The organism is Shewanella sp. WE21 (assembly GCF_002966515.1).
Taxonomy (GTDB): domain Bacteria; phylum Pseudomonadota; class Gammaproteobacteria; order Enterobacterales; family Shewanellaceae; genus Shewanella; species Shewanella oncorhynchi.
This window is the reverse complement of record NZ_CP023019.1, coordinates 239374-263009: the sequence shown is the minus strand read 5'-3', so window position 1 is coordinate 263009 and position 23636 is coordinate 239374. Positions and strand designations below refer to the sequence as shown.

Below are 23636 nucleotides of genomic sequence, written 5' to 3'. Positions count from 1 at the left end.
ATGCAAAAGCCCACGGCTGATGATATTAAGCTCAACCCTGACGCTAAAAAACACCCATTTCAAAGCGAAAAATGGGCGTTAGGGGTAGGTGAGCCTTTTCCGCTCGGTGCTAATGTTGAGGGCGATGGCGTCAATTTTGCGTTATTTTCAGCTAACGCCACAGCGGTTGAGTTATGTTTATTTGATGACAATGGCGAGCAAGAAGTCGCGCGTATTGCGTTAACTGAACAAACCCAGCAAATCTGGCATGTGTTTGTGCAAGGGCTTAAGGCGGGGCAACTCTACGGTTATCGCGTTTATGGCTCCTATGAGCCTCAGCTTGGTCACAGATTTAACCCCAATAAATTATTGCTCGACCCCTATGCGCGCCAGCTCGTCGGTGAATATCACGACCATGAGTCTAACTATGGTTACGAGCTGAATCACATGGATGAAGACTTATCTTTCAGCAAGTTAGATAACGCTGCCCATGTGCCAAAATGCAAGGTCGTGGACATTCGTCCATTAATCGAGATAGCTGCCAAGCAGTCGATTCAGCCCCTTGCGACGAGGTTTCAGCCCAAACCCCTAGAGCGCAGCATCATTTATGAGATGCACGTTAAAGGCTTTACTGCGGCGCATCCTGAGATTGAACCCCATAAACGTGCCACCTTTGCGGGTTTAGCGACTCAGCCGGCTATCGATTATTTGGCCGAACTTGGGGTGACGTGTGTCGAGTTACTTCCTGTACAGGCCTTTTTCACTGAGCCATTTTTGCTCGAGAAAAAGCTCACTAACTACTGGGGCTACAACAGTATCGGCTTTTTTGCCCCTGAGCCGAGTTATCTATCATCCGACAATATTGGTGAGTTTCGGGCCATGGTGGATGCACTTCACGGCGCAGGTATCGAAGTGATCCTCGATGTGGTCTATAACCACAGCGCCGAGGGGAGTCGACTTGGGCCGACCTTTAGTTTTCGTGGCATAGATAATCTCAGTTATTACCGTCTGCATCCGAATGATAAGCGTTTTTATATTAATGATACGGGTTGCGGAAACACCTTAAATATCAATCATCCACGCATGTTACAGCTCGTACTAGATTCGCTGCGTTATTGGGTAGAAATCATGGGCGTCGATGGGTTTCGCTTCGACTTGGCGGCTTGCTTAGGTCGCGAAGCCTATGGTTTTGATCCCGGCTCAGGTTTCTTCGATGCGCTGTTGCAAGACCCTGTTTTGTGCCGAGTGAAATTAATTGCTGAGCCTTGGGATATTGGCCCCGGTGGTTATCAATTGGGCAATTTCCCCGTGGCTTTTAGCGAATGGAACGACAGATATAGGGACACTATGCGCCGCTTTTGGCGCGGCGATCACAGCATGTTGCCCGAATTTGCTCGGCGTTTTCACGGCTCGGGGGATTTTTTTGAGCACAGTGGCCGTCCACCTGCGACTAGTCTTAATTTTTTAACCAGTCACGACGGTTTTACCCTTAAAGACTTAGTGAGTTATACCCAGCGCCATAACTTGGCAAATGGGGAGGATAACCGCGACGGTCACCAAGAAAACTTCAGCCATCATTATGGGATTGAAGGGGAAACCGAAGATAGCTCAATTCTGGCACTTCGCAGTCGTCAACAACGTAACTTATTGACTACGTTATTTTTATCTCAAGGTGTGCCTATGTTGTTGAGCGGTGATGAGACGGGCCGCACTCAGCAAGGCAACAATAATGCCTATTGCCAAGACAATGAACTGAACTGGTTTGATTGGTCGGCAAAGGGCATGGACACTGAGTTGTTGGCCTTTACTCAACAGCTTATTGCTCTGCGGAAACGTTTCCCGCTGTTATGTGCTAAGCGCTTCATTCACGAACAGTTATTGGCTGAATCCTTAGCCGATATTGGTACTCGATTAGATTGGTTTAGTCGCCAAGGTGAACAAATGACCAAGAGCTTGTGGACCGAATCTATGTGCCGCAGTTTGTCTGTGGTGCTTTCCGGTGATTTAGAAGATCAAGGCAAGCAGCAAGCTTTGCTGTTGATGGTTAATGCCGACGACAATCCTCTCGCTTTTACCCTGCCGACTTTCGAGCACTTGAGTCCGTGGCAATGCCTTATTCATACCCAAACTGAGCCGCTGGATGTTCAGATCTCTGCGACGCGATACTTACTGCAAGATCGTAGTCTCATGCTTTTTCATGCTGATTTGATTTTATAGGAATGAAGGAATTAACTATGAGTGACAAAAGCGAGCTGAGCCCCAATACCAGCGAAAAACCAGTAACACTAGCTCAGTCAAAAGCCGCGAGCAAGAAGGCGCCCGCTAAGCGTCAGACTAAGTCTAAAGCCACTGAGCCCTGCGAACCCTGCGATGCTTTGCCCGCTTCCTTTGAGCGCCATTTACGTTATGGACTCAGCCGTGGCGAAGGCGTGAGCTGCGAATTATTTCAAGCGTTAGCTTACAGCGTGAAAGAACAGATGCTAGATAATTGGCGTCAGACTCGAGTGGATGACAGCCATTTTAAGCGCAAGCAAGTGGCGTATTTATCCCTCGAATTTTTGATGGGCCGAGCACTAGGTAATGCACTACTGAGTTTAGATTTGCAACAAGATAGCCGTGATGCCTTGAGCAACTATGCCGTATCGCTAGAAGAGTTAGAAGAGGCCGAACATGATGCTGGTTTAGGCAACGGCGGCCTAGGTCGATTAGCCGCGTGTTTCCTCGATAGCTGCGCCAGCATGGACTTATCAGTCACAGGCTATGGCATACGTTACGAATATGGCATGTTCGCCCAGAAGATAGTCGACGGTTACCAAGTTGAACGCCCTGACCGTTGGTTGCGCGAAGGTAATCCGTGGGAAGTGCGTGTCCCTACCCACAACGTAATAGTGCCATTTTTTGGTCATACCGAATCCTATGTCGATAAACAAGGCCGTAGGCACATTATTTGGGTTGAAACCCAAGATGTGCTCGCCGTCGCCTATGACATGCCAGTTCCCGGTTATCGCAATGGGCGGGTAAATACCCTGAGATTGTGGAAGGCTGAAGCCACCGATGATTTTGATTTAGCTGAGTTTAACCAAGGCGACTACACGGAAGCGGTGGCCCGTAAAAACTTGGCCGAGCAGATCACTATGGTGCTCTATCCAAATGATGCGAGCGAGAACGGCAAAGAGCTGCGATTACGTCAGCAATACTTTTTATCCTCCGCTAGCTTGCAGGATTTACTCAAACGTTGGGTGAGTCGTCATGGTCATGATTTTACGCAGTTTGCCGCTAAAAATGTCATGCAGTTGAATGACACTCACCCTAGCATTGCCGTGCCTGAGTTGATGCGGTTATTGATCGACGAATACGGTTTGGAATGGGACAGTGCGTGGGCGATTACCAGTCAGACCATGGCTTACACTAACCATACCCTGTTGCCTGAAGCATTAGAGCGTTGGCCCGTGCGTATGATGGCGCAAATGTTGCCACGCATCTTAGAAATTATTTATGAAATCAACGCCCGTTACTTAGATATAGTCGCCCACCATTGGCCAGGAAATAGTGAGAAATTGGCGAGTATGTCAATTATTCAAGATGGTCCACATCCCCATGTGCGCATGGCGTATTTGGCGATTGTGGCGAGTTTCTCGGTCAACGGTGTTGCGGGTTTACACACGCAACTACTCAAATCTGGGTTGTTTAAGGATTTCTATGAGTTGTGGCCGCATAAGTTTAATAACCGCACTAATGGTGTGACGCCAAGGCGTTGGCTTGCCCATTGTAACCCTGCCTTAGCTAAGTTACTGACTGCCCATTTAGGTCAAGAATGGGTGACAGACTTAAGCCAGTTAACGGCGCTCAATGTTCTCACACAGGACAATGCGTTTATCCAAAAATGGCGTGATGTGAAGCAAGCCAACAAGGCTTTGCTGGCTAAGATGATTGTTAAGGAATGTGGGGTTGAGTTCGATCCGGCTATGCTGTTTGACGTGCAAGTGAAGCGTATTCACGAATATAAACGTCAGTTACTCAACATATTGCATGTGATTCATCTCTATCATCAGATCCAGCAAGGCCACACCGAAAACATGGTGCCACGTTGTGTATTGATCGGCGGTAAAGCGGCGCCCGGTTACTTTATGGCTAAGTTGATCATCAAGCTCGCCAGCAATGTTGCTCATATGGTCAATTCCGATCCTATGGTGACGCCTTACCTACGCTTTGCTTTCTTACCAAACTACAACGTCAGCGCCATGGAAAAAATCTGTCCGGGGACTGATTTGTCCGAGCAAATTTCAACCGCGGGCAAAGAGGCATCGGGCACGGGCAATATGAAGTTCATGATGAACGGCGCCCTGACAATCGGCACTATGGATGGCGCCAATATCGAGATGTTAGAGGAAGTGGGCTCTGAGAACTTCTTCCTGTTTGGACTCAATGCGGAGCAGGTCTCGCAGGTACGTAGTCACTATCATCCACGCAGTATTATTGATGATTCACCGGCGTTATCTGAGGTGATGAAGTTACTCAAAAGTGGTCACTTCAATCTGCTGGAGCCGGGGATTTTCGATCCCATTATTGCCGCCATCGAAAGTAGCGACGATCAATGGATGACGGCCGCCGACTTTGACAGTTATCGAGTCGTGCAAGAAGCCGTGGCGCGGGCCTATAAAGATCCGCAGGTGTGGACGCAGATGAGTATTCGCAATACCGCCGCCAGCGGACGTTTTTCGAGTGATGTGACGATCGCGGGTTATCGCGATGAAATTTGGAAACTGTAAGGGCTGGGCTCTTGGTTATAAGTCTCTTGTTATAGCTGACTAGTATAGAAGGTTAAGTGTTTGAAAGGAATGCAGTAATCAATGGAAGGAATGGGGAATGCAAGTGAGAAATACTCAGGGGAGTACGGCAGTGTCTGCCGTATCGATAAGCCATTTATGGGCAATCAGTTTGCCGATTTCGGAGTAAGAGCCTATGTCTAATGTTCGTTATATCAGTAATTTAACTCGTGAAACCTATGCGTTGATTTTAGCTGGTGGGCGCGGGTCTCGCTTGCATGAACTCACGGATTGGCGTGCTAAACCTGCACTGTATTTCGGTGGTAAGTTTCGTATTATCGATTTCCCGCTCTCAAATTGTATCAACTCGGGTATTCGTCGTGTCGGGGTTGTGACTCAGTACAAGTCGCATTCCTTGATCCGCCATGTGATGCGCGGTTGGGGCCATTTTAAGAAGGAGCTGGGCGAGTCGGTGGAGATTTTACCCGCTTCACAACGCTATTCGGAAAACTGGTACCAAGGCACGGCCGATGCGGTATTTCAAAATATCGATATCATTCGCCACGAGCTGCCTAAATACGTGATGGTGTTGTCTGGCGATCACGTGTATCGCATGGATTATGCTGGGTTATTAGCTGCCCATGCCGAGTCGGGTGCAGATATGACTGTCTCTTGCCTTGAAGTGCCGATTGCCGAAGCTGCGGGTTCGTTTGGGGTGATGGAAGTCGATGAAGAGATGCGCATTTTAGGCTTTGAAGAAAAGCCGCTGCAACCTAAGCATTCTCCGGGTAATCCTGAAATGTGTTTAGCATCTATGGGCAACTATGTGTTTAACACAGAGTTTTTGTTTGACCAGCTCAAGAAAGATGCCTTAAACGAAAGCTCAGATCGCGATTTTGGTAAGGATATTATTCCTGCGATCATCGAAAAACATAATGTGTTCGCCTATCCCTTTAAGAGTGCTTTCCCAAATGAGCAAGCCTATTGGCGCGATGTGGGTACGCTAGACTCTTTCTGGCAAGCGAATATGGAACTGTTATCGCCTACGCCAGCACTGAATTTGTACGATGCGAAATGGCCAATTTGGACTTTCCAAGAACAATTACCACCCGCTAAATTTGTGTTTGATGACGATGATAGACGCGGTATGGCGTTGGACTCGATTGTTTCGGGCGGTTGTATTATTTCGGGGGCGACAGTGCGCCGTAGTGTATTGTTTAACGAAGTGCGCGTTTGTTCTTATTCGTTAGTTGAAGATTCAGTAGTGCTACCCGATGTAGTCGTGCTGCGCCATTGCAAAATCAAGAATGCGATACTTGACCGTGGCTGCATTATTCCCGAAGGCATGGTGATAGGTTATAACCATGATCACGACAGAGCTAAAGGCTTTAGGGTGTCCGAAAAAGGCGTGACTTTAGTGACCCGTGACATGCTAGGTTTGCCTGTAGGCTATGAATAGTGCTTTGATCATTAAAGTAAATTGATCATTAAAGTAAAAATGGCTTAGGTATAGGCAGCTTAATAAAAGCTGCACAGTTGAAGTAGCGGGAGTATCCAATTAATTGAAACAACGCATTTTGATGGTCGCGGCTGAAAACGGTGCCCTTGCGGGCGCCAAGGTTGGCGGTATGGCGGATGTCATCCGTGATTTACCTGCCGCTCTGGCAGGTGTTGATTTGTGCGCCGATGTGATCATGCCAAGCTATGGCTTTTTAACTGCGGTAGCGAATCACCCCCAAGATCTGGGTGAGTTAACTGTGGCCTTTGGTGGTCGATTGGAGCGGGTGCATGTGTTTGCCATGCCCCATCCCCATGTGCCAGAGGCGATGATTTATCTGCTCGAACATGCATTATGGCAATCCGTACCTGGGCAGATTTATAGCCAAGGCAGTGCCGAGCGTCCTTTCGCCGACGATGCGACTAAGTTTGCTTTCCTTTGCGCGAGCGTCGCGACAGCATTAGTTACTGGTAGAGTGCCTATGCCGACTGTGCTGCATTTACATGACTGGCATGCGGGCTGCTTAGCCATGTTAAGAGCATTCGTGCCTGAGTTCAGTGTTCTCAAAGAAATTGAGTGTGTGTTCTCTATCCACAATCTTGCACTGCAGGGGATACGTCCCTTAAGCCAAGATTCATCCTCCTTTGCGGCTTGGTTTCCCGAGCTGTTTGCCACTTTGACGCAGGGGCAAAAACAGCTGATCACCGATCCCCGTTATCCCTACTGTGTTAACCCTATGCGCATGGGCATAGTGCTGAGCGACAAAGTGCATTTAGTCTCACCCAGTTATGCCAAGGAAGTGTTGCAGCCCTCCAAACCCGAAGCGGGATTTTTTGGTGGTGAAGGGTTAGAGCAAGACTTACAGGCCAAGGCCAATGACGGCAAAGTGGTGGGGATTTTAAATGGCTGTGTATATTCGTCAGTATCGGATTTACCCGCTAAGCCACCTGCGCGTATTCAAGTACCCGAGTTCAAGCAATTGCTCAGTGCGATTGAAACTGCGTTAGTGCAATGGCAGGGGCATCAAACGCAAGTGAGTGGCGTGGACATGATTGCTTTTGCCCGCACCCTAGCCTATTGGCGTCAAGCAATGGCGGAGCAAGTACCGAGTCTGTTATTGACTTCGGTGGGCCGTTTGACCGATCAAAAAGTATTATTGCTGCGCCATCAATTGCCCTCGGGTTTATCTGTGCTTGAAACCTTACTTAACGCGTTGAAGCATACAAAACCAACGGCACTGCTGATTTTACTCGGCAGTGGCGATGCATCCATTGCTAAGTCTTTCCAAGCGTTAGGGGCTAAATACGATAACCTATTATTTTTGCAAGGATACAACGAGGCGTTATCCGAAGCGCTGTATCAGCATGGCGATCTATTTTTGATGCCAAGCTCCTTTGAGCCCTGTGGCATCAGTCAAATGTTGGCCATGCGCGCGGGACAGCCATGCTTAGTGCATAGTGTAGGCGGTTTAAAGGATACCGTTGAGGATGGCGTTAATGGTTTTGCTTTTAACGGCAATAGCTTAAATGAGCAAGCCGAAGCGTTTTTGCAAAGGTTGACGCAAGCCATTGCTTGTTTCGAGGGGAAAACATGGCCACAAGTGCGTGCTGCGGCCATGGCACAGCGTTTTGACTGGCATTCTATTGCAGAGCAATATCGTCAACAACTCTATTGCAAAATGTAATGTGGTAAGTCCAAAGTGTGATGCGGCAAAAGGAATTAACGCATGATTTCTAAGTGATTCTGCTACACTTGTGGGGGAATGTTAAAATGGTATCAAGCCCCCTCATTTTTGGAGTCGCTCTCTGAGTTATGGATAAAGGTATTCTCTTTCCGTTAGTACAAAATGCGGCTTTATTGCTGGCGTTGGTATTTTTGTACGATGTGATCCCTAAAAAACACCAGCGGCAGTATTTTTTACTGTGGCGCATCATTATTGGGATGCTCATCGGTGGTATTGGTATCACTATTATGAGTACGCCTTGGGTATATTTGCCTGGCGTTTTCTTTGATACCCGTTCGGTTATTCTCTGTATTTCTGGTCTATTTTTCGGTGGTTTACCTACCTTAGTTGCTGTCGTGATGACGGCGCTGTATCGCATCAGTATCGGTGGCGCTGGTATATGGATTGGCGTCGGCGTGATAGTGTCATCCGGGTTAATCGGGGTGATCTGGCGTCAATATCGTAAGTCTCTGTTAGCCAATATTTCAGGTGGAGAAATTTTTCTCTTTGCCTATACAGTTCATATCGTGATGTTGTTGTGGTTCTTATTTTTACCCGATGGCATAGCAATGCCATTGCTCGCCAAAGTGACCCTCCCAGTATTGACCATTTTCCCGATAGCGACTTGGCTATTGAGCCGCTTGTTATCGCGACGTTTTGAATTAGAGCGTGATGAACAAATTCGTCTGCAGGATGATTTTCTTTTTCGGAGCCAATTCAACGCGGGCAATATTGGTATTGCAATAACGGGGATAGATCAAAAGTGGATAAAGGTGAATCCACGGTTATGTCAAATGCTCAAGTATTCAGAAGCTGAATTGTTACGGATGACGTGGGCACAAATTACTCATCCCGATGATTTAGAAGCGGATGCCCTGAAATTTGAGCTTATGCTGCGGGGGGATATCGATAATTACGAGATGGATAAACGTTTTATCGTTAAAGACGGTAGCGTGGTTTACACCCATATGACAGTCGCCTGTAAGCGCGGTGGTAATAATGCCGTGTTGCTTGTTATTGCTGGATATTTAGATATCACCTCACAGGCCATTGCTGACCAAGAGGTGCTCGCTAGCCGTGAGCAACTCGAACTGGTGTTAAGCAGTAGCGATCTTGGGGTGTGGGATTGGGATATTCGCAATGACCGCATTGAACGTAACGCCCGCAGTGCCGATATTCTTGGCTGCGATGTTGATATGCTCAACGCTAATAGTCGCCAATGGATGGATGCGATAGTCGCCGAAGACAGGCCTAAAGTGCTGCATTCGATTGAGGCCCATATTCGTGGCGAAACGGCGCAACATAAGATGGAGTACCGCTTAAATACCGTAAACCGTAAGGTGCGGTGGATCCTTGATACGGGTAAAGTCGTGAGCAGAGATGCAAACAACAATGCTCTGCGTATGTGCGGAACCTATACCGATATTACCGACGCAAAACTTATCGAAGAATCCTTAAAGTTGTCGGCACTGGTTTACGATAACAGTTCAGAAGCCATGAGTGTCCTCGATGAAAAGGGTGTGATTATTACCGTCAACGCCGCCTTTAGTGTGATGACGGGTTATCGCGAATTTGAAGTGCGGGACCAACATATTCGGCTGCTTTATTGTGACCTCAATGGCCGCGATTTTTACACCAAAATGAATAATGATATCCGCGAGAAAGGCCAATGGCAGGGGGAAATGTGGCAGCGGCGCAAAAATGGCGAGGAATATGTCATCTGGTTAACCATCAATACGATTAATGATAAAGAAGGCCATCCCTATCGACGTGTTGCCCTGTTCTCAGACATTACCGATAAGAAGCAAAATGAGCATCTGATTTGGAAACAAGCTAACTACGATACGCTGACGGGGTTGCCTAATCGGCGCATGTTGTTGGAGTATTTAAGCAGTGAAGTGAAAAATGCCGACCGCAATCGCAACCACTTTGCCTTATTGTTCTTGGACTTAGATTTCTTTAAAGAAGTGAATGACACCTTAGGCCATGCCATGGGCGATTTACTGTTGATAGAAACCGCGAGTCGATTGAAATCCTGTGTGCGTGATGCCGACGTCGTAGCGCGTCTTGGCGGCGATGAATTTACTGTGGTGTTAAGTTCGATGGAAGACCATAAGGGGATTGAGCGCGTCGCCGAGAATATTTTGCGAAGAATTGCCGAACCCTATGTGTTAGGGGAAGAAACCGCTTATATCAGCGTCAGTATCGGGATTACTTTATATCCCGATGATTCGACCAGTATTGAAGGGCTTCTCAAGCATGCGGATCAGGCTATGTATGCGGCGAAAGATCAAGGGCGTAATCGCTTCAACTATTTCACCCCATCGATGCAGGAATACGCCAAATACCGCATGCGCTTGATCCAAGACTTACGTCAAGCGGTCGTGAATAAAGAATTTGAACTGCATTATCAGCCGATTGTTGCCTTAGCAACGGGTGAAGTGACCAAGGCTGAAGCCTTGATCCGCTGGCATCATGCGGAGCGTGGTGCTGTGTCGCCTGCTGAGTTTATTCCTGTGGCAGAAGACACCGGCTTGATTGTTGAAATCGGCAATTGGGTGTTCGAGCAAGCCGCTCGCCAGAGTGCGGCGTGGCGTCATGAATTAGGGGTTGAAATCCAAATCAGCGTCAATAAATCCCCAATCCAATTTCGTGATGAAGGCACGCTGCTCAATGATTGGTTGAAGTTATTGCAAGATCTTAATATTACAGGCGCGGGCGTGTGCGTTGAAATTACCGAAGGCCTGTTATTGGATGCCAGTATGGGCGTGACCGAAAAACTACTGGCCTACCGCGATGCGGGTGTGCAAGTGTCGCTGGACGATTTTGGTACGGGCTATTCGTCACTTGCCTATTTGAAAAAGTTTGATATCGATTATCTTAAAATTGATCAATCTTTTACCCGCCATATTGATACCGATTCAAACGATCAAATTCTCTGCGAGGCGATTATCGTGATGGCCCACAAGTTGGGAATGAAGGTGATTGCCGAAGGTGTCGAAACCGATGCGCAGTGCCAAGTGTTGTTGGCTGCTGGTTGTGACTACGGCCAAGGTTACTTGTTCTCAAGACCTGTGCCTGCGGGTGAATTTAGCCGAAAATACTTACAGGATCCGCTTTTAGTCTCCCATGTCTGAGGAGATATTAACTTAGTGGCGATAATTGCCTATAAAAACGCCGCGGATTTTGCTAGACTCCGCGGCCCCGCGTTGGGGCATTGAGTATCACCTCGCATCAAAGTTTTACTACTTAGCTAAAGAGTCCCTATGAAATTTGAAACACTCGGTTTATCTTCTCCTATTTTGAATGCGATAACTGAGTGTGGCTATCAGCAACTCACTCAAGTGCAAGAGAAAGTGATCCCGCTTGCCTTTGAAGGCAAAGACATTATGGCCTGCGCCCAAACGGGGACAGGTAAGACGGCTTCCTTTGCTCTGCCTGTACTTGAAAAGTTGGCGGCTGAGTCTTTAACAAGCGATAGCAATGATAAACCGATTTTACGCGCGTTGGTGATGACGCCAACCCGCGAACTTGCGATTCAAGTCTGCGAAAATATCCAAAAATACAGCCAGTTCCTACCACTGAAAACCTTAGCGGTTTACGGTGGCGCCAACATGAATCCCCAGCGTAAAGGGGTAGAGCAGGGCGTTGATATTTTGGTGGCAACTCCTGGTCGTTTATTCGACATTATTGGCCAATTCCAGTTAGATTTGTCGAGCGTTACCACATTAGTGATCGACGAAGCCGACCGTATGTTAGACATGGGTTTTGTGCGCGACATTGAAAAAGTGAAACGCTTAATTGCGCCGCAGCATCAAACCATGTTGTTTTCAGCCACATATAGCGATGCAGTCAAACAACTCGCCGAGAAAATGCTGAATGAACCTCAGTGGGTGAATGTTGCTGACACGACTACCGCATCCACAGTTGTGCAGGAAGTCTATCGAGTTGATAAACGTCGCAAAGCCGAGCTGTTGTCAGAACTCGTTGGCCGCAACAATTGGCGCCAAGTGCTGGTGTTTGCCAGCACGAAAGAAAGCGCCGAGCATTTATTACAAGAATTAAAGCTGGATGGCATAGCCGCAGGTGTATTCCACGGCGATAAAACACAAGGCGCCCGTAATCGGGTGTTGGAAGAGTTTAAAGCCGGTAAATTGCGGGTGCTGGTGGCGACCGATGTGGCCGCTCGTGGTTTAGACATTCATGCCTTGCCTATGGTGATCAACCTTGAATTACCTTTCCTCGCCGAAGACTATATCCATCGTATTGGTCGTACTGGCCGTGCGGGATTAACGGGTCGCGCGATTTCGTTTGTTTCACCTTCTGACGATGAAATGCTCGCTGAAATTGAAGCTTTGATTGAGCAGAAACTGCCCGTGTCGGTACAACCGGGTTATGAAGAAGGCACGCCTTTGCCTGCCCGTTACCGTGATGCGCCCGCGGCACCGATTAAGCCTATTGGAAAGTGGAGCCATAAGGCGCCGCAGGATCGTACTATTGGTCAGTCTCGTCAGGGCAAGTACGCGAAAGGTAAAGCGCAGGACAGCAAGGCTGGTGGTGAGAAATCCTCTAGCCGTGCTAAGCCAGCTTCTGGCTCAGGTAAGCCGTTTAATGCAACTAAACCTAAGTCGAATTTGGTGAGCAATAAGTCAGGTTTTGGCTCTCGCACAAATAAGTCAAAATAGGCTAAGTCAAAATAAGCTAAGCCCAACAATCAAGGCTAATAAGTGCAAAGTGCCTATTAGCTTAGCCGTTTAACGGTTACCTAGTTTGTTGATTTGACTGTTGATTAGGCTGTTGAATAGTCAGTTGCATATTTTGCTACATAGCCTGTCGCTATTCTAAAAGCGCATCCTCACCGATGCGCTTTTTGTTGAGCTTCGAAGCCAATACTTCTACACTCGAGCGCCAAGCTTTCTATTCGAGCGAGTTTCCTTATGATTATCAAAGCGATTCCCACCAATATCATTACAGGTTTTTTAGGTGTAGGTAAAACCTCTTTGATTAAACAATTGCTGGCGACTAAACCCGCGGATGAAACTTGGGCTGTGCTGGTCAATGAGTTTGGTGAGGTCGGCATTGATGCGGGGTTACTGAATTCCTCCGATAACGGTATACAAATTCGTGAGGTTGCGGGTGGCTGTATGTGCTGCGCCGCGGGCGTACCGACACAAGTGGCCATCAATCAGTTGATTGCGAAAGCGAAACCTGACCGCTTATTGATTGAACCGACTGGGCTTGGGCATCCTAATGAAATCATTAAAGTACTGAGTGCGCACCATTATCAGAATGTGATTTCACTGCGTAGCACCCTATGTTTGGTGGACGCGCGTAAGATCCACGATCCTCGCTATCGTGAACATGCAAATTTTATTCAACAGTTGCAAGTGGCCGATGTGATCATCGCAACTAAGTCTGACTTGTATGATGCTGAAAATACTAAGTTACTCTATGAATTGCAGACTTATTTAAGCCATATTGAACGTACTGATATTCCTGTAGTGAGCCACTCAAATCAACAGCCTTTACCTAGCGCTTTGCTGGACTATCTTAACCAACCAAGGCGCGTGTCACTCAATATAAATGGGCATGCTAGCGCGGGCCTAAAGCTGGGCAGCCTACCGACGACTGCCCCAAGCTTGTTTCGTGCTGGTGGTTCGCGCTTGAGTGAGTTGAGCCTCTTTGCCGAAGGTGCAATCGAAGTCGCACTTGATTTTGATGATCGCGGTATAGTGCGAAAGCAGAATCAAGGTGAAGGTTGTTTTAGCTGCGGCTGGGTGTTTGAACCGAGTCAAGAATTTGATTTTGATAAATTAATGGATTTTATTCAGCGGCAAGCTCAGTCATCCAACGTTGGGCAAGTGTTGCTTAGATTAAAGGCCGTGATGATCACTACTGATGGAATTGCAGGATTTAACTGGATTGACCATGAGTTTACTGTGGTTGAACTCGATGACACCTTAGATTCCAGACTAGAAATGATTACCATGGACGACGTCAATTGGAACGAGATTGAGCAGCAGTTGATTGCTTGTCTTAGCTAACAGAGTTCCCCATCACTCTTTATTACAGGTGTGAGCAAAAATAAGAGGGGCGGATTTGGTGGGAACAGTAAGGCCGGATCAGTAAGGCAAGGTCACGCGGTATTTTTGGCCGAGTGTCGTGAGTGTGCCATTTTGGATCATCTCCTCGAAGAAGCTGTCAAAACGAGTTCTTAGCGGATCAAATTTAGCTTGTTTCGGAAAAGCCATAAAGCCGTCTCGCACATCGATTATCGGCATGATTGGCGTAATTGCTTTAGGGATTTTGATTTGGGCGAGTACTGCATTGGTATTGCGACTATTGGTGGCGAGTAAATCTAAATCACCCCGCGAAAGCCGTTCTATGCCACTTTTAATATCGACAAATTCATTGATATTTAATGATTTAGTTTGTTCAGTAAACCGTGTGCCATAACTCCAGCCCTGCATTTTTCCAATCCGTTGCGTTTTAATACTGGCATAGTCGCCATTCCACACTATTTCATTGTCTGCCCGAGCATAAAACACCATATCATCGCGGTAAAATGCCTTCGCCGCAAAAACCAAGTTGACATTACGCTCTGGGGTATCGTAGGGACCAATAAGAATATCCGCTTGGCCACGTTCAACCATAGAGATAGCGCGGCGCCATGGGGTAATTTGATAGTGAATGTTCACACTTTGCTGCTGGGCGAAGCGATTCAAAATATCGACACCTAAGCCGGTATATTCGCCATTGGCTTGTAGTTCAAAAATTTGACTGAAACTCGAACCCACTGCGAGCAGGTCTTTAGCCTGTGCAGTCAAGCAAAGGCTGCTGAGCGCCAAAAGGACGACTTGTGCAAAGCCTTTGCTGAGTATCATGGCATTCCTTGTGTGGTTTGAATGCGGGAGGTTAGAACACTGTCTCTCGTAAAAGCGGTGATATCGTTATGCAATTCACTAGGGTTAAGGTTAGCAAATTTTACCCAGATTTGATTGCACGTTAACATTTTAATGTTTTGAAATAAATGGAAGATTAATCGTAAGGACATTAAGCCGTTGATCTTTAATCGATACATCATCCTATCCCTCAGCCTGCTTAGTTACGCTTAAAGGTTTCAGTTTGTATCATTCACTGATGGGGTGGAGAAATGTATTTTCGTTATGCGTTTAAATCAGTTAAGGCCGAATAAAGGGGATTGGGGTATGCTCTGCCATTCATTGATTTATACCCCAATGCTGGGCGGTTTATTTGAGCGGGATGTTATGAAGCTGCAGGAAATAGATAAAACCTTGTATCGTAAAAACATGAATTTATTCATTGTTATTCTAGTTGTTAGCTTAGTCGTGTTATCACTGATTTTTGGTACTGGACTCATTGCGCTGTTTGGGGCGACGCCAGTGCCAGGTGAGCCAACAGGTAATTTTCACTTGAATCTCTTAGGCGTGATTTTCAGTTTGAGTCTGTGTAGCGCCGTGATTTACAACTTAAAAGACCGACCTTTTTTCAGTGAAATTTATTATGTGTGGCAATTGAAGCAGCTCCATAATCGTATTTATCGTAAGTTGATAAAGATTAAAGCCGCTGCGGCGCAAAATGATGTGAATGCTTTGATTATACTGCTGTTTTATTACACGAGTTTAAGGCAAGTGTATGAACTCGATGATAATACGCTGACCTTGCCAGCGCTGACTCAAGATCTCAATCGTTTGAATGCACAAATCGAGAGCTTAGGTTTATTGCTGTCGCCCGAACAATTTACGCCTGAGTTGCTGACGCGTCCTTTCTGATACTGATGAGGCAAGATGAGGATCGCTCTTCACCTTGCCATCATCTAGCCCTTGTCTTTTCTTTGTCGTCCTTGCCCAGAATGAGGTCAGCGAGTTTCACTTAGGCGGCTTGCTGGGCTCTTTGTAGTGTGAGTAACCACTTACCATAGATGTAAATTCCTACCGCTGAGATAGTCCCTATGGCGGCGATGATGTACCACGCCATGCCAATGTTATGACTGTGGTATAGCAGTTGGGTGAGATCGTGTGCGTTTTCACCTGTGTAACTCACCAAAGTGGTAAAGGCTTCACCTTGGGGAATGGCGCTGACCTCAGTGCTGTTCATGCCGCGCTCTAGCAATAAATCCCGCGAAAACAATTCCTTTGATGCATAAATCTCGTAGAGTTTAGGGCCAAAGTAGCCTTCTAATCCCCAGCCGATCCCTTGGGGCAACATCACAAATCCCAAGTACATGGCTTTTTTGCCTTCGGGAGCAATATTACCCATAAACTCGTTTTTCTTCGGGCTAATCATCATTTCGCCAATGGAGAACATGGCAATCGCGAATACGATAAACCATGCCGCATGGAAAGCACCGATAAACACAAAAGCTAAAATACTCAGCAAACAACCAATAAACATGGCGGTAGTGATACGGTATTTAGCCGTCAGTGCCGCGACGATAAAACAGCAGGTCATGATCAGGCCCGCATTAAGGTTGAGCATGCCTTCGGGCATCACCTTAGTGCCTTCGTTATTGAGGCCAAGCCAAAATTGCAGAATGCCGTTACTGGTGCCTTCGCTGCCAAAGAGGGAGGTGACGATTACGCTGGTATCGACCCATTCGGAAATATGGATAGGCAGCACATCGAATAGGGCATTGAACAAGAACCAAAATCCTGAAAAAACGAGCATATAGTAGATTACAATCGGCTTTTTCAACTCGCGCCAAGCATCACGCCACAGGGATTCTTGTTCGACTTCACCCGATTTTATTTGCTTATTGCGTTCCAGTCGCTCAGCTTTACCAGGCTCGGTATAGGTGAGTAAGAATAAGAAGTTGAGTGAGATAATTGCGGCGCAGGCGAAAAATACATTGTCCCACGACAATTGGCGCATATGCACGGCAACTAAGGGTCCGAGGAAACCGCCAATGTTTACAACTTGGTAAAAAATGCCCCAAGCCATTGAAGTGTTATTGCGATTAGTGGACAGCACTAAGGTGCCTTGAATGCCCGGTTTAAATATCCCTGTGCCTATGGCAAGGAGTAATGCACCGACAAGGAAGCCCCAAAAGCTGGGGAAGAATGCCATGACGAGATAGCCAAAGATTTTAATGATGGTGGAGCCGAAGATGGTTTCTTTGTAGCCCACTCGGTCAGACATGCCACCGGTGAAAACGGGCACAAAGGTTTGCATGATCGCCCAGAGGGAAATAATAATGCCGTAGTCACTCAGGCTGATCCCAAGGCCGCCCGCAGACTCTGGCGCCTTAGCATACAGTCCTGCACTGGCTTTAACACCGTAGTAGGCGATACGCTCGACTAACTCCATACCGCCAACTAACCAAAACACATAACCTAAGCTAGTAATGGAGGCCCACATGCCGAGCTGTTTGACTTCTCGCAGATCGTTGCCTGCATTTGGACTATTCTGACTCATGTCCTTCCCTTATTATTGTTATTGAATTTATTTCTGTTTAACCCATTAATTATCAAAAACTTAAATTTATAAAGTTAATGATTTCATCTTGCTTAAATACGTTAATGGGCTTGCTTGAACGGATACTTTACCTAATTCGGCCTTAAACACCAAAAAAGTAGCAGAAAATGATGAATTAACCCACATCTGTTATTGAACTGTACTGAGTTTGTCATTTGGCTGAAATTGGACTGTTTATTCTTAAGTCATTGTGATGATTAATCTTTATTGTTAATTATTCACAATGAACATGCTTTGAGTTCTCGCTATTTTTAGGTACAATCCATTGTCGCATTTTTGTTCACCCGATCATTTTTCTAGATAGATACGACTCTAGCCCCCCTTTTTGTGAGAAACGCTAATGACAGCAACAACATCTAATCATGCTCCTGCGGATATGAGCTTGCTCGAGGAGCCGATTGCGAAGCTTTTTTGGCGCTATACCATACCCACCATAGCCTCTATGTTGGTCACGGGCGTATATGTGACAATTGATGGCATCTTTGTTGGCCACTATTTAGGTGAAACAGGGCTTGCGGGGATGATGCTAGCTTACCCTGTAGGCGCGATTTTATACGCTATTGGCGCCATGATAGGTATGGGTAGCGCGGCATTAGTGTCAATCAATCTTGGCCAAGGTAATGTAGTCAAGGCCCGTAAACTACTGGGTAATGCCTTTACGTTATGTTTATTAACGGGATGCTTTTTTGCCCTTGTTGGTGGGATATTCTCGCGAGATATTTTGGTTGCCCTCGGGGCGCAAGGGGAGATGCTCGAAAATGCTAATGAATACTTATTCTGGTATTTTGCACTGTGTCATTTCCCCATAATTTCAATGACCTTCACCACACTGCTGCGTAATGATGGCAGGCCATCCATGGTGACTTGGGTGCTGATTTTGGGTGGTGTATTAAACACTTTCTTAGACTGGCTGTTTATTGTGGTTTTCCCCTTTGGTTTAGCGGGCGCAGCGATTGCGACTATGTTGTCGCAGGCGGTAACGGGGCTTTTGTGTTTGCAGCATTTTTTCAGTCCGCACACTCAGCTTAAAATCACTTTTGAGCAGATGAAGCTCAAGCTCGATAATTGCCTTAATATAGCCCGCGTTGGTTTCCCCAGCTTTTTGATGAATCTCTATTTGTCGATAGTGTTAACCCTGCATAATACGGCTTTTTTGTGGGTTGGCGGCCCATTACATGTGGCCGCCTATGGTGTGGTGAGTTACACCGAAGCATTTTTCTATCTGATTTTTGAGGGCATTGCGCTTGGAACTCAACCTATTTATAGCTTCAACGCGGGAGCTGGGCGTTTCGATAGGGTTAAACAAGCGCGCAATATTGCCTTTGGTATGACGTTACTCACCGCAGCTTTAGGTTTAGCGCTGATTTATTCTCGCCCTGAATGGTTAGTGTATTTGTTTGCCGGTGATAATCCGAATTTAACACCAGTGGCGATTGAAGGTATGCGCTGGTATTTTTGGGGCTTGCCTATGGAAGGCTTAATCTTAGTCGGTGCGAGTTTCTTCCAAGCTATTAACTGTTCGAAACAAGCTTCTATGCTGACGGGCGCTAAGCTTATTCTTATCGCTGCGATCATCTACTGCTTTGCATGGGCGTTCGGCGTGATTGGTGTGTGGGTGTCGCTCGCGACCTGTAGCACTATCTTGACGATATGGATGTTTTACGCCATGAAGCGAGTCGAGGCACGTCTGCATTAATCCTTGCTTTGGTTTGTATTGGTTTCGCCTGATTTATTGACAAGACAAGGGGCGAGGCAAGTAACCTTTAGCCGGGGCATAAGTGTTTAGTTTTACGTAAATTTTACAATTGGGGTGATTAATGGCCCCGATTGTAATTGCCTACATATCTTTCGTCGTTAAACATGACTTAGGGCTAGCGTGGGATGATGGCCTCTGGTACATTTCGCTGGTTTAATCTGCAATCAAAAATGACTTATCCAAGCGTGCTGTTGAGCCGAGGCTATAGCCCTCAATTAACAGACTGAGTTCGCTTAGGCTTTTGGGTCGATTGATTGTTGATATGACTGGGTATTGAGCCGAATGACTCGCTCGTTGATTTTAGTAATTTATGTTTTATGAGGCCCTTATGCGCACCACTGCAGTCATTTCTATGCTGTTGCTTGGCGTGTTAACGACAGTTAATGCCTGTGCCAAAGAGAATGAGTTAGTGTTTGCCAGCGACTTCGAAGGCAATCGTTTATCTCAACCTTGGTCGTGGATCATGGGTTGTCAATTTGAAGGCGCTGAACCTCACACAGGTGAAAGTGCGCTGCTTTGCGTCGAAGGCAATAGCAGTATCGTCAGTAAGTACCCTATTTCTGAAGCGGGTCTATTAGAGTTTTGGGTCAAAACCCAGAATACTCAAACCCAATATCGAATCAATGTATTGACCTCTCCGGTATTAAAGCTCGATGCCCAGTGGCAGCATGTTGCTTTAATCGATATCACCCCTGGGGCTAACGAATATTTAGCACACCGAGTGTCTATTGATGATCCGAGTCGCCAATATATCCGTCTCGATATTGAGGCCATTAATGGCCCTATCAGTTTGGACGATTTGAGCTTAGGCAAAATTCGCCTTGATATGGCCCTGCAAAAAAATGAGCAGAAAATTATCGGCGGGATTTTAGATAAGCTGAAAGCTGATAAGAATTACGAAGTGCAGTCTGAGTCATTTCGTACTTTAGGTAAAAATTATGCCGCCCAGCTCGAGAGCCAAAGACAATACCTCGAGTACTCGAATGCTATTTATTCAAGTATCACCTTTGTGTTGGCGACGTCTGAGCGCAATAAAATGTCTAACCCTATGGGATATAACACCTTTAGGTCGGTTTTAACTGACGCTAAACGTGTGGCATCGCCTCTCCAACAGGCGCGTTTAGGCTCTATGGTGAAACCCTTTGGTGACTTAGCTACTGCCACCTTAAACGTGGTCAGTGCCGGTGCGTATTCCGCCTTTGCCGAACCCTTTAAGTCATTCTTAGCTGCGACTTTTGATCGCTCTAATTATGACAACAGTGACTTAAGCCGTAGTGATAAAAAGTTTGCTGAAGAAAATGGCCTGAAAATTTATCAGCAGGCCGAACGGTTTATGTCTGAAATCGAAAAAGAACTGCAACAAGTCACTGCACTCGACAATGATTTAGTCAGTATGCAGAAGAACTTAGATAATTTCCGTAAGGACCTCGACAAGCATCTGCGCAGTTACTTACAGCATGCCAGTATTGCCCGCACACCTGAAAATTACAGCCGAGTGATGAGTAAAGACGAGCAGGCACGAGCGTTGGTGATTGCCGAGGCGAGTGCCAATATCAGTGCTAAAGCTGAGGCGCTATTGGCTTCGAACAGCAATGCAGAGTTAGTGCAGTACATGATTAAAACCACTGAGAAGATTGATGAATTTCAAGAGTTCAAGGAACGTTTTAATCAGATCACTTCGGCCATGCTGACCTTCTACGACAAATTTGAGCGCTCAATTGCCGCCGAGCAAAACCCCTTTACCGATCCTAGCGATCGCGCCGTGTGGGAGCAGCACGCCAAAAGCGCCCGTAACTACATTCGCCAGTCGAAGGAAGCGTTCACTAAAGCCTTTATGTAAAGGATTGTTGTAAGTAAGTGGTAGTAACGGCCTAAAATTATGGCGATTTTTCTATTTTAGGTTTGGAGTTATCAAGGATAAAACAGGTAGTCAGAATCATTTCTGTTAGTGGGCAAGGATGATGAGTAAACCCTATACAACAACTCGGTTTGACACAGATACCGCCACAATGGCGATATTTGATCCCGCGGCATTAACTCATCGCTGTGAAGATACGGCTGATTGGTGGTCTGTGCCGAGTGACGAAATTTTGGAAATCAATCAAGGTCATGTGCTATTCGTAGGACTTGGCGCCGATGGCTGTTATGAGGTTGAAATTTTCCGTAAGCTAGGTGAGGCTGGGCTCAATTCGAATTATCTCTCTGCAAACTTAACAGTATTGTCAGGGTGCCTGTATATTGGCGCCGCCGAGCAAGTTCCAGCAGGAGATCTTGGGCCTGAAACAACCTATGGCGGCGCTTTAATTTATGCTGTGCGAGGGAATATTGAGGTGAGAGTGTATCGGCTTACACCCCATAAACTGGTGGTTGAATATGAGTCAACCTCAGAAGATGTACTAAACGAGTTTACGTCTAGCCCATTACTTTAAGCGGCTTACTTTATTCGCTACCATTTTTAATCCCTATACGGGCTGTTAAACACCAAAGGTAACTTGTTAATCATCAGGGGTAAAAAAGCAATTTAACATTATGAGTTCTATGATGAATAATACTAAATGGCGCGAATGTATGACGCTGTTAGCTTCTCGTCCTGTGTATTTGCAACTACAGTTGGTCGGTGAAGAGGACTTTCCTCTCGATTATGAAGCCTCAAATCAAGTGTTATCCGAGATCATGGCTATTGATTGTCTTTTTGTGCAAAGGTGTATTCGCTATAAATCCATTAACGCGATTAGAATTGCGAAAACCGTTTTTCCCGCCGGTTTGGCGGATGACAATGTATTTCTGCTTGCTGAATTAAAAATCAGATTACAGCAACTCGGCCAGTTACCACTAATTGAAGACGATCAGTTTATTGTTATTCATGGCTATCATGACCTCATGGTTTGTTGAATCCAGAGCATCTACACTGGCTTACAACACACTCCATATCTTAAGTTCGCTCTGCGATGGAGTTCATAGACTTCACAACCTAACAATGGCTCAGTTCTATTAAGAACTGCGCCAAAACGCTCAAAGTAGTCTTCATTAACTTGTTTTGCACTGATAAGTGGTACTTCAATACTGACATCTACACGACCTTTACGTATCAACGCTGGGTCAAGATTATCAGGATGATTTGTGGTCATTATTACAAGGCAGTCATCAAGAGGAATGATTCCGTCTAACGCGTTTAGAACGCCACCTAAAGTGAGTGGTGGGTTATCTACATTGCTTTCAGCAGTACGTGATACCGTAGCCTTTACACAGTCACAGTCCTCTATTAACAACATAGCTCCGGGTGGTACCTTTCTAATCGCCTTATGAATAGTGGCATCATTTACAGTCGATAGATTCAATATGTATAGATCGCGATGATACTCAACAGCTAAGGCTCTCGCTATACCCGTCTTACCAGTACCCGTTTTTCCATGTAACAGTATGGTTAGCTTACTTACAACCGATTTTCCCCTACTTGCGAAGTTATCAACTTCCCCCATCAACTTCTGCTTAAACCCTTCATCTAGCACTAATTCACTAAAACCCGATGATTTCAATGTGCCATAGCGACACCATTCGGTTTCTTCGAAAATATTCACTTTTGGCTCTGTAGAGATGTCTCCACGAGTATCTTCTAAAAAACTGTATAGTTTATCTTTTGCCCACCATGGTGCACTTACAGTAATAGTATCGTATGCCATCGTACTATCGACCTTAGAGCGGGTAGCCAACATGAAACAACCACCGTATTTAAACAGGTGCATACCGTAGCCGATAGACTTAACACTGACACGCCCGTCGTAACTCACACTATAGTCATAGTACACAGCCTCAGAGATAGAGCGTGAAAAAAACGGAATGGTAGTATTACTGATCAAAAAGGACAGTTTATTGAATACCTCTGTGCGCGCCTGATGGCTATCGTCTATAGTGAGCCGCACAAACAGCAGACTACTGAGCCAACTTAACAGCTTCGCGGGGACATCTTTTAGCATGTAGCCTACGAGTCCAATTAACGTTAATGTTAATACTCCAACAATGACAGCCGTCAATAAAGGATCACCATTGGTGAGCGCCTTTATTTGTAGTAATACCTCGTTCATTTACTCACCTTTACTATAAATGCCTAATGGACATAGTCGAGAATACTATCAACCGAGTCGAGGATACTATCAAGGTATCCTCAGTATGTGCACTATCGCACGCGGTTAAAGCGACTTGATAAAGATCCCCTGCTTATTACTAACGATTACCTTAGGTCGTAGCAATATCACACTGTAAATCAATGTCTTAATATTTAATTGATATTTAAGCGTTCACTAACGTACGCAGATAAATATCAGTGATGGCGCCGTTCATCAAAGAGCAGGACGGGGCGACCCTGCATCCACGGAACAACATCCGTGTTTAACTGCCAGTTCGCCATCTGATAGGCAGGAC

15 protein-coding genes are annotated in these 23636 nt (G+C 46.2%); 12 read left to right on the top strand and 3 right to left on the bottom strand.

Going from position 1 to position 23636, the window contains the following annotated elements; translation table 11 throughout:
* From glgX to CKQ84_RS01010, 7 genes are all read left to right on the top strand, one after another.
* The gene (gene glgX / locus CKQ84_RS01040) at nt 1-2196 is read left to right on the top strand and encodes a glycogen debranching protein GlgX (RefSeq protein ID WP_173913132.1); all 2196 of its coding nucleotides are present in this window, start codon (nt 1-3) and stop codon (nt 2194-2196) included.
* A gap of 17 nt (nt 2197-2213) precedes the next feature.
* Nucleotides 2214-4748: a glycogen/starch/alpha-glucan phosphorylase gene (locus CKQ84_RS01035; protein ID WP_105249785.1), complete on the top strand. Its 2535-nt coding sequence runs from the start codon at nt 2214-2216 to the stop codon at nt 4746-4748.
* 193 nt (nt 4749-4941) lie between these two features.
* The gene (gene glgC / locus CKQ84_RS01030; RefSeq protein ID WP_006085131.1) at nt 4942-6204 is read left to right on the top strand and encodes a glucose-1-phosphate adenylyltransferase; all 1263 of its coding nucleotides are present in this window, start codon (nt 4942-4944) and stop codon (nt 6202-6204) included.
* Nucleotides 6205-6307: 103 nt separating this feature from the next.
* Nucleotides 6308-7927: a glycogen synthase gene (locus CKQ84_RS01025; protein WP_105249784.1), complete on the top strand. Its 1620-nt coding sequence runs from the start codon at nt 6308-6310 to the stop codon at nt 7925-7927.
* Nucleotides 7928-8055: 128 nt separating this feature from the next.
* On the top strand, nt 8056-11103 hold the full coding sequence (locus CKQ84_RS01020; protein WP_105249783.1) for an EAL domain-containing protein: 3048 nt from the start codon (nt 8056-8058) through the stop codon (nt 11101-11103).
* 129 nt (nt 11104-11232) lie between these two features.
* On the top strand, nt 11233-12651 hold the full coding sequence (locus CKQ84_RS01015) for a DEAD/DEAH box helicase (protein WP_105249782.1): 1419 nt from the start codon (nt 11233-11235) through the stop codon (nt 12649-12651).
* 252 nt (nt 12652-12903) lie between these two features.
* On the top strand, nt 12904-14010 hold the full coding sequence (locus CKQ84_RS01010; protein WP_105249781.1) for a GTP-binding protein: 1107 nt from the start codon (nt 12904-12906) through the stop codon (nt 14008-14010).
* 78 nt (nt 14011-14088) lie between these two features.
* Here the strand turns inward: CKQ84_RS01010 and CKQ84_RS01005 are convergent, their stop codons facing one another.
* Complete coding sequence (locus tag CKQ84_RS01005) at nt 14089-14850, bottom strand: ABC transporter substrate-binding protein (RefSeq protein ID WP_105249780.1); 762 nt, start codon at nt 14848-14850, stop codon at nt 14089-14091.
* Nucleotides 14851-15234: 384 nt separating this feature from the next.
* On the opposite strand from CKQ84_RS01005, the gene CKQ84_RS00995 reads away from it, so the two are divergent.
* Nucleotides 15235-15759 carry a DUF3087 domain-containing protein gene (locus CKQ84_RS00995; protein ID WP_105252968.1) on the top strand — a complete coding sequence of 175 codons (525 nt, stop codon included), beginning with the start codon at nt 15235-15237 and terminating at the stop codon, nt 15757-15759.
* Nucleotides 15760-15859: 100 nt separating this feature from the next.
* Here the strand turns inward: CKQ84_RS00995 and CKQ84_RS00990 are convergent, their stop codons facing one another.
* Complete coding sequence (locus CKQ84_RS00990) at nt 15860-17401, bottom strand: MFS transporter (protein ID WP_028760700.1); 1542 nt, start codon at nt 17399-17401, stop codon at nt 15860-15862.
* 400 nt (nt 17402-17801) lie between these two features.
* Here CKQ84_RS00990 and CKQ84_RS00985 point away from each other — a divergent pair, with 400 nt between their 5' ends.
* The 4 genes from CKQ84_RS00985 (at nt 17802) to CKQ84_RS00970 (ending at nt 22109) form a co-directional block, all read left to right on the top strand.
* On the top strand, nt 17802-19157 hold the full coding sequence (locus tag CKQ84_RS00985) for an MATE family efflux transporter (RefSeq protein WP_105249778.1): 1356 nt from the start codon (nt 17802-17804) through the stop codon (nt 19155-19157).
* A 388-nt stretch (nt 19158-19545) separates the two neighbouring features.
* Entirely contained in the window at nt 19546-21057 is a 1512-nt protein-coding gene (locus tag CKQ84_RS00980) for a hypothetical protein (RefSeq protein WP_105249777.1), read from the top strand.
* A gap of 121 nt (nt 21058-21178) precedes the next feature.
* The gene (locus tag CKQ84_RS00975) at nt 21179-21646 is read left to right on the top strand and encodes a DUF6386 family protein (protein WP_251071031.1); all 468 of its coding nucleotides are present in this window, start codon (nt 21179-21181) and stop codon (nt 21644-21646) included.
* A 112-nt stretch (nt 21647-21758) separates the two neighbouring features.
* Complete coding sequence (locus CKQ84_RS00970) at nt 21759-22109, top strand: hypothetical protein (protein WP_254053158.1); 351 nt, start codon at nt 21759-21761, stop codon at nt 22107-22109.
* An 11-nt stretch (nt 22110-22120) separates the two neighbouring features.
* Here the strand turns inward: CKQ84_RS00970 and CKQ84_RS00965 are convergent, their stop codons facing one another.
* Entirely contained in the window at nt 22121-23299 is a 1179-nt protein-coding gene (locus CKQ84_RS00965) for an AAA family ATPase (RefSeq protein ID WP_105249774.1), read from the bottom strand.
* Nucleotides 23300-23636: the final 337 nt, after the last annotated feature.

Bases quoted from the DNA above. Each gene is read 5' to 3' on its own strand.
- glgX (WP_173913132.1), top strand. From the start codon at position 1: ATGCAAAAGCCCACGGCTGATGATATTAAGCTCAACCCTGACGCTAAA.
- CKQ84_RS01035 (WP_105249785.1), top strand. From the start codon at position 2,214: ATGAGTGACAAAAGCGAGCTGAGCCCCAATACCAGCGAAAAACCAGTA.
- glgC (WP_006085131.1), top strand. From the start codon at position 4,942: ATGTCTAATGTTCGTTATATCAGTAATTTAACTCGTGAAACCTATGCG.
- CKQ84_RS01020 (WP_105249783.1), top strand. From the start codon at position 8,056: ATGGATAAAGGTATTCTCTTTCCGTTAGTACAAAATGCGGCTTTATTG.
- CKQ84_RS01015 (WP_105249782.1), top strand. From the start codon at position 11,233: ATGAAATTTGAAACACTCGGTTTATCTTCTCCTATTTTGAATGCGATA.
- CKQ84_RS01010 (WP_105249781.1), top strand. From the start codon at position 12,904: ATGATTATCAAAGCGATTCCCACCAATATCATTACAGGTTTTTTAGGT.
- CKQ84_RS01005 (WP_105249780.1), bottom strand. From the start codon at position 14,850: ATGATACTCAGCAAAGGCTTTGCACAAGTCGTCCTTTTGGCGCTCAGC.
- CKQ84_RS00995 (WP_105252968.1), top strand. From the start codon at position 15,235: ATGAAGCTGCAGGAAATAGATAAAACCTTGTATCGTAAAAACATGAAT.
- CKQ84_RS00990 (WP_028760700.1), bottom strand. From the start codon at position 17,401: ATGAGTCAGAATAGTCCAAATGCAGGCAACGATCTGCGAGAAGTCAAA.
- CKQ84_RS00985 (WP_105249778.1), top strand. From the start codon at position 17,802: ATGACAGCAACAACATCTAATCATGCTCCTGCGGATATGAGCTTGCTC.
- CKQ84_RS00980 (WP_105249777.1), top strand. From the start codon at position 19,546: ATGCGCACCACTGCAGTCATTTCTATGCTGTTGCTTGGCGTGTTAACG.
- CKQ84_RS00975 (WP_251071031.1), top strand. From the start codon at position 21,179: ATGAGTAAACCCTATACAACAACTCGGTTTGACACAGATACCGCCACA.
- CKQ84_RS00970 (WP_254053158.1), top strand. From the start codon at position 21,759: ATGAATAATACTAAATGGCGCGAATGTATGACGCTGTTAGCTTCTCGT.
- CKQ84_RS00965 (WP_105249774.1), bottom strand. From the start codon at position 23,299: ATGAACGAGGTATTACTACAAATAAAGGCGCTCACCAATGGTGATCCT.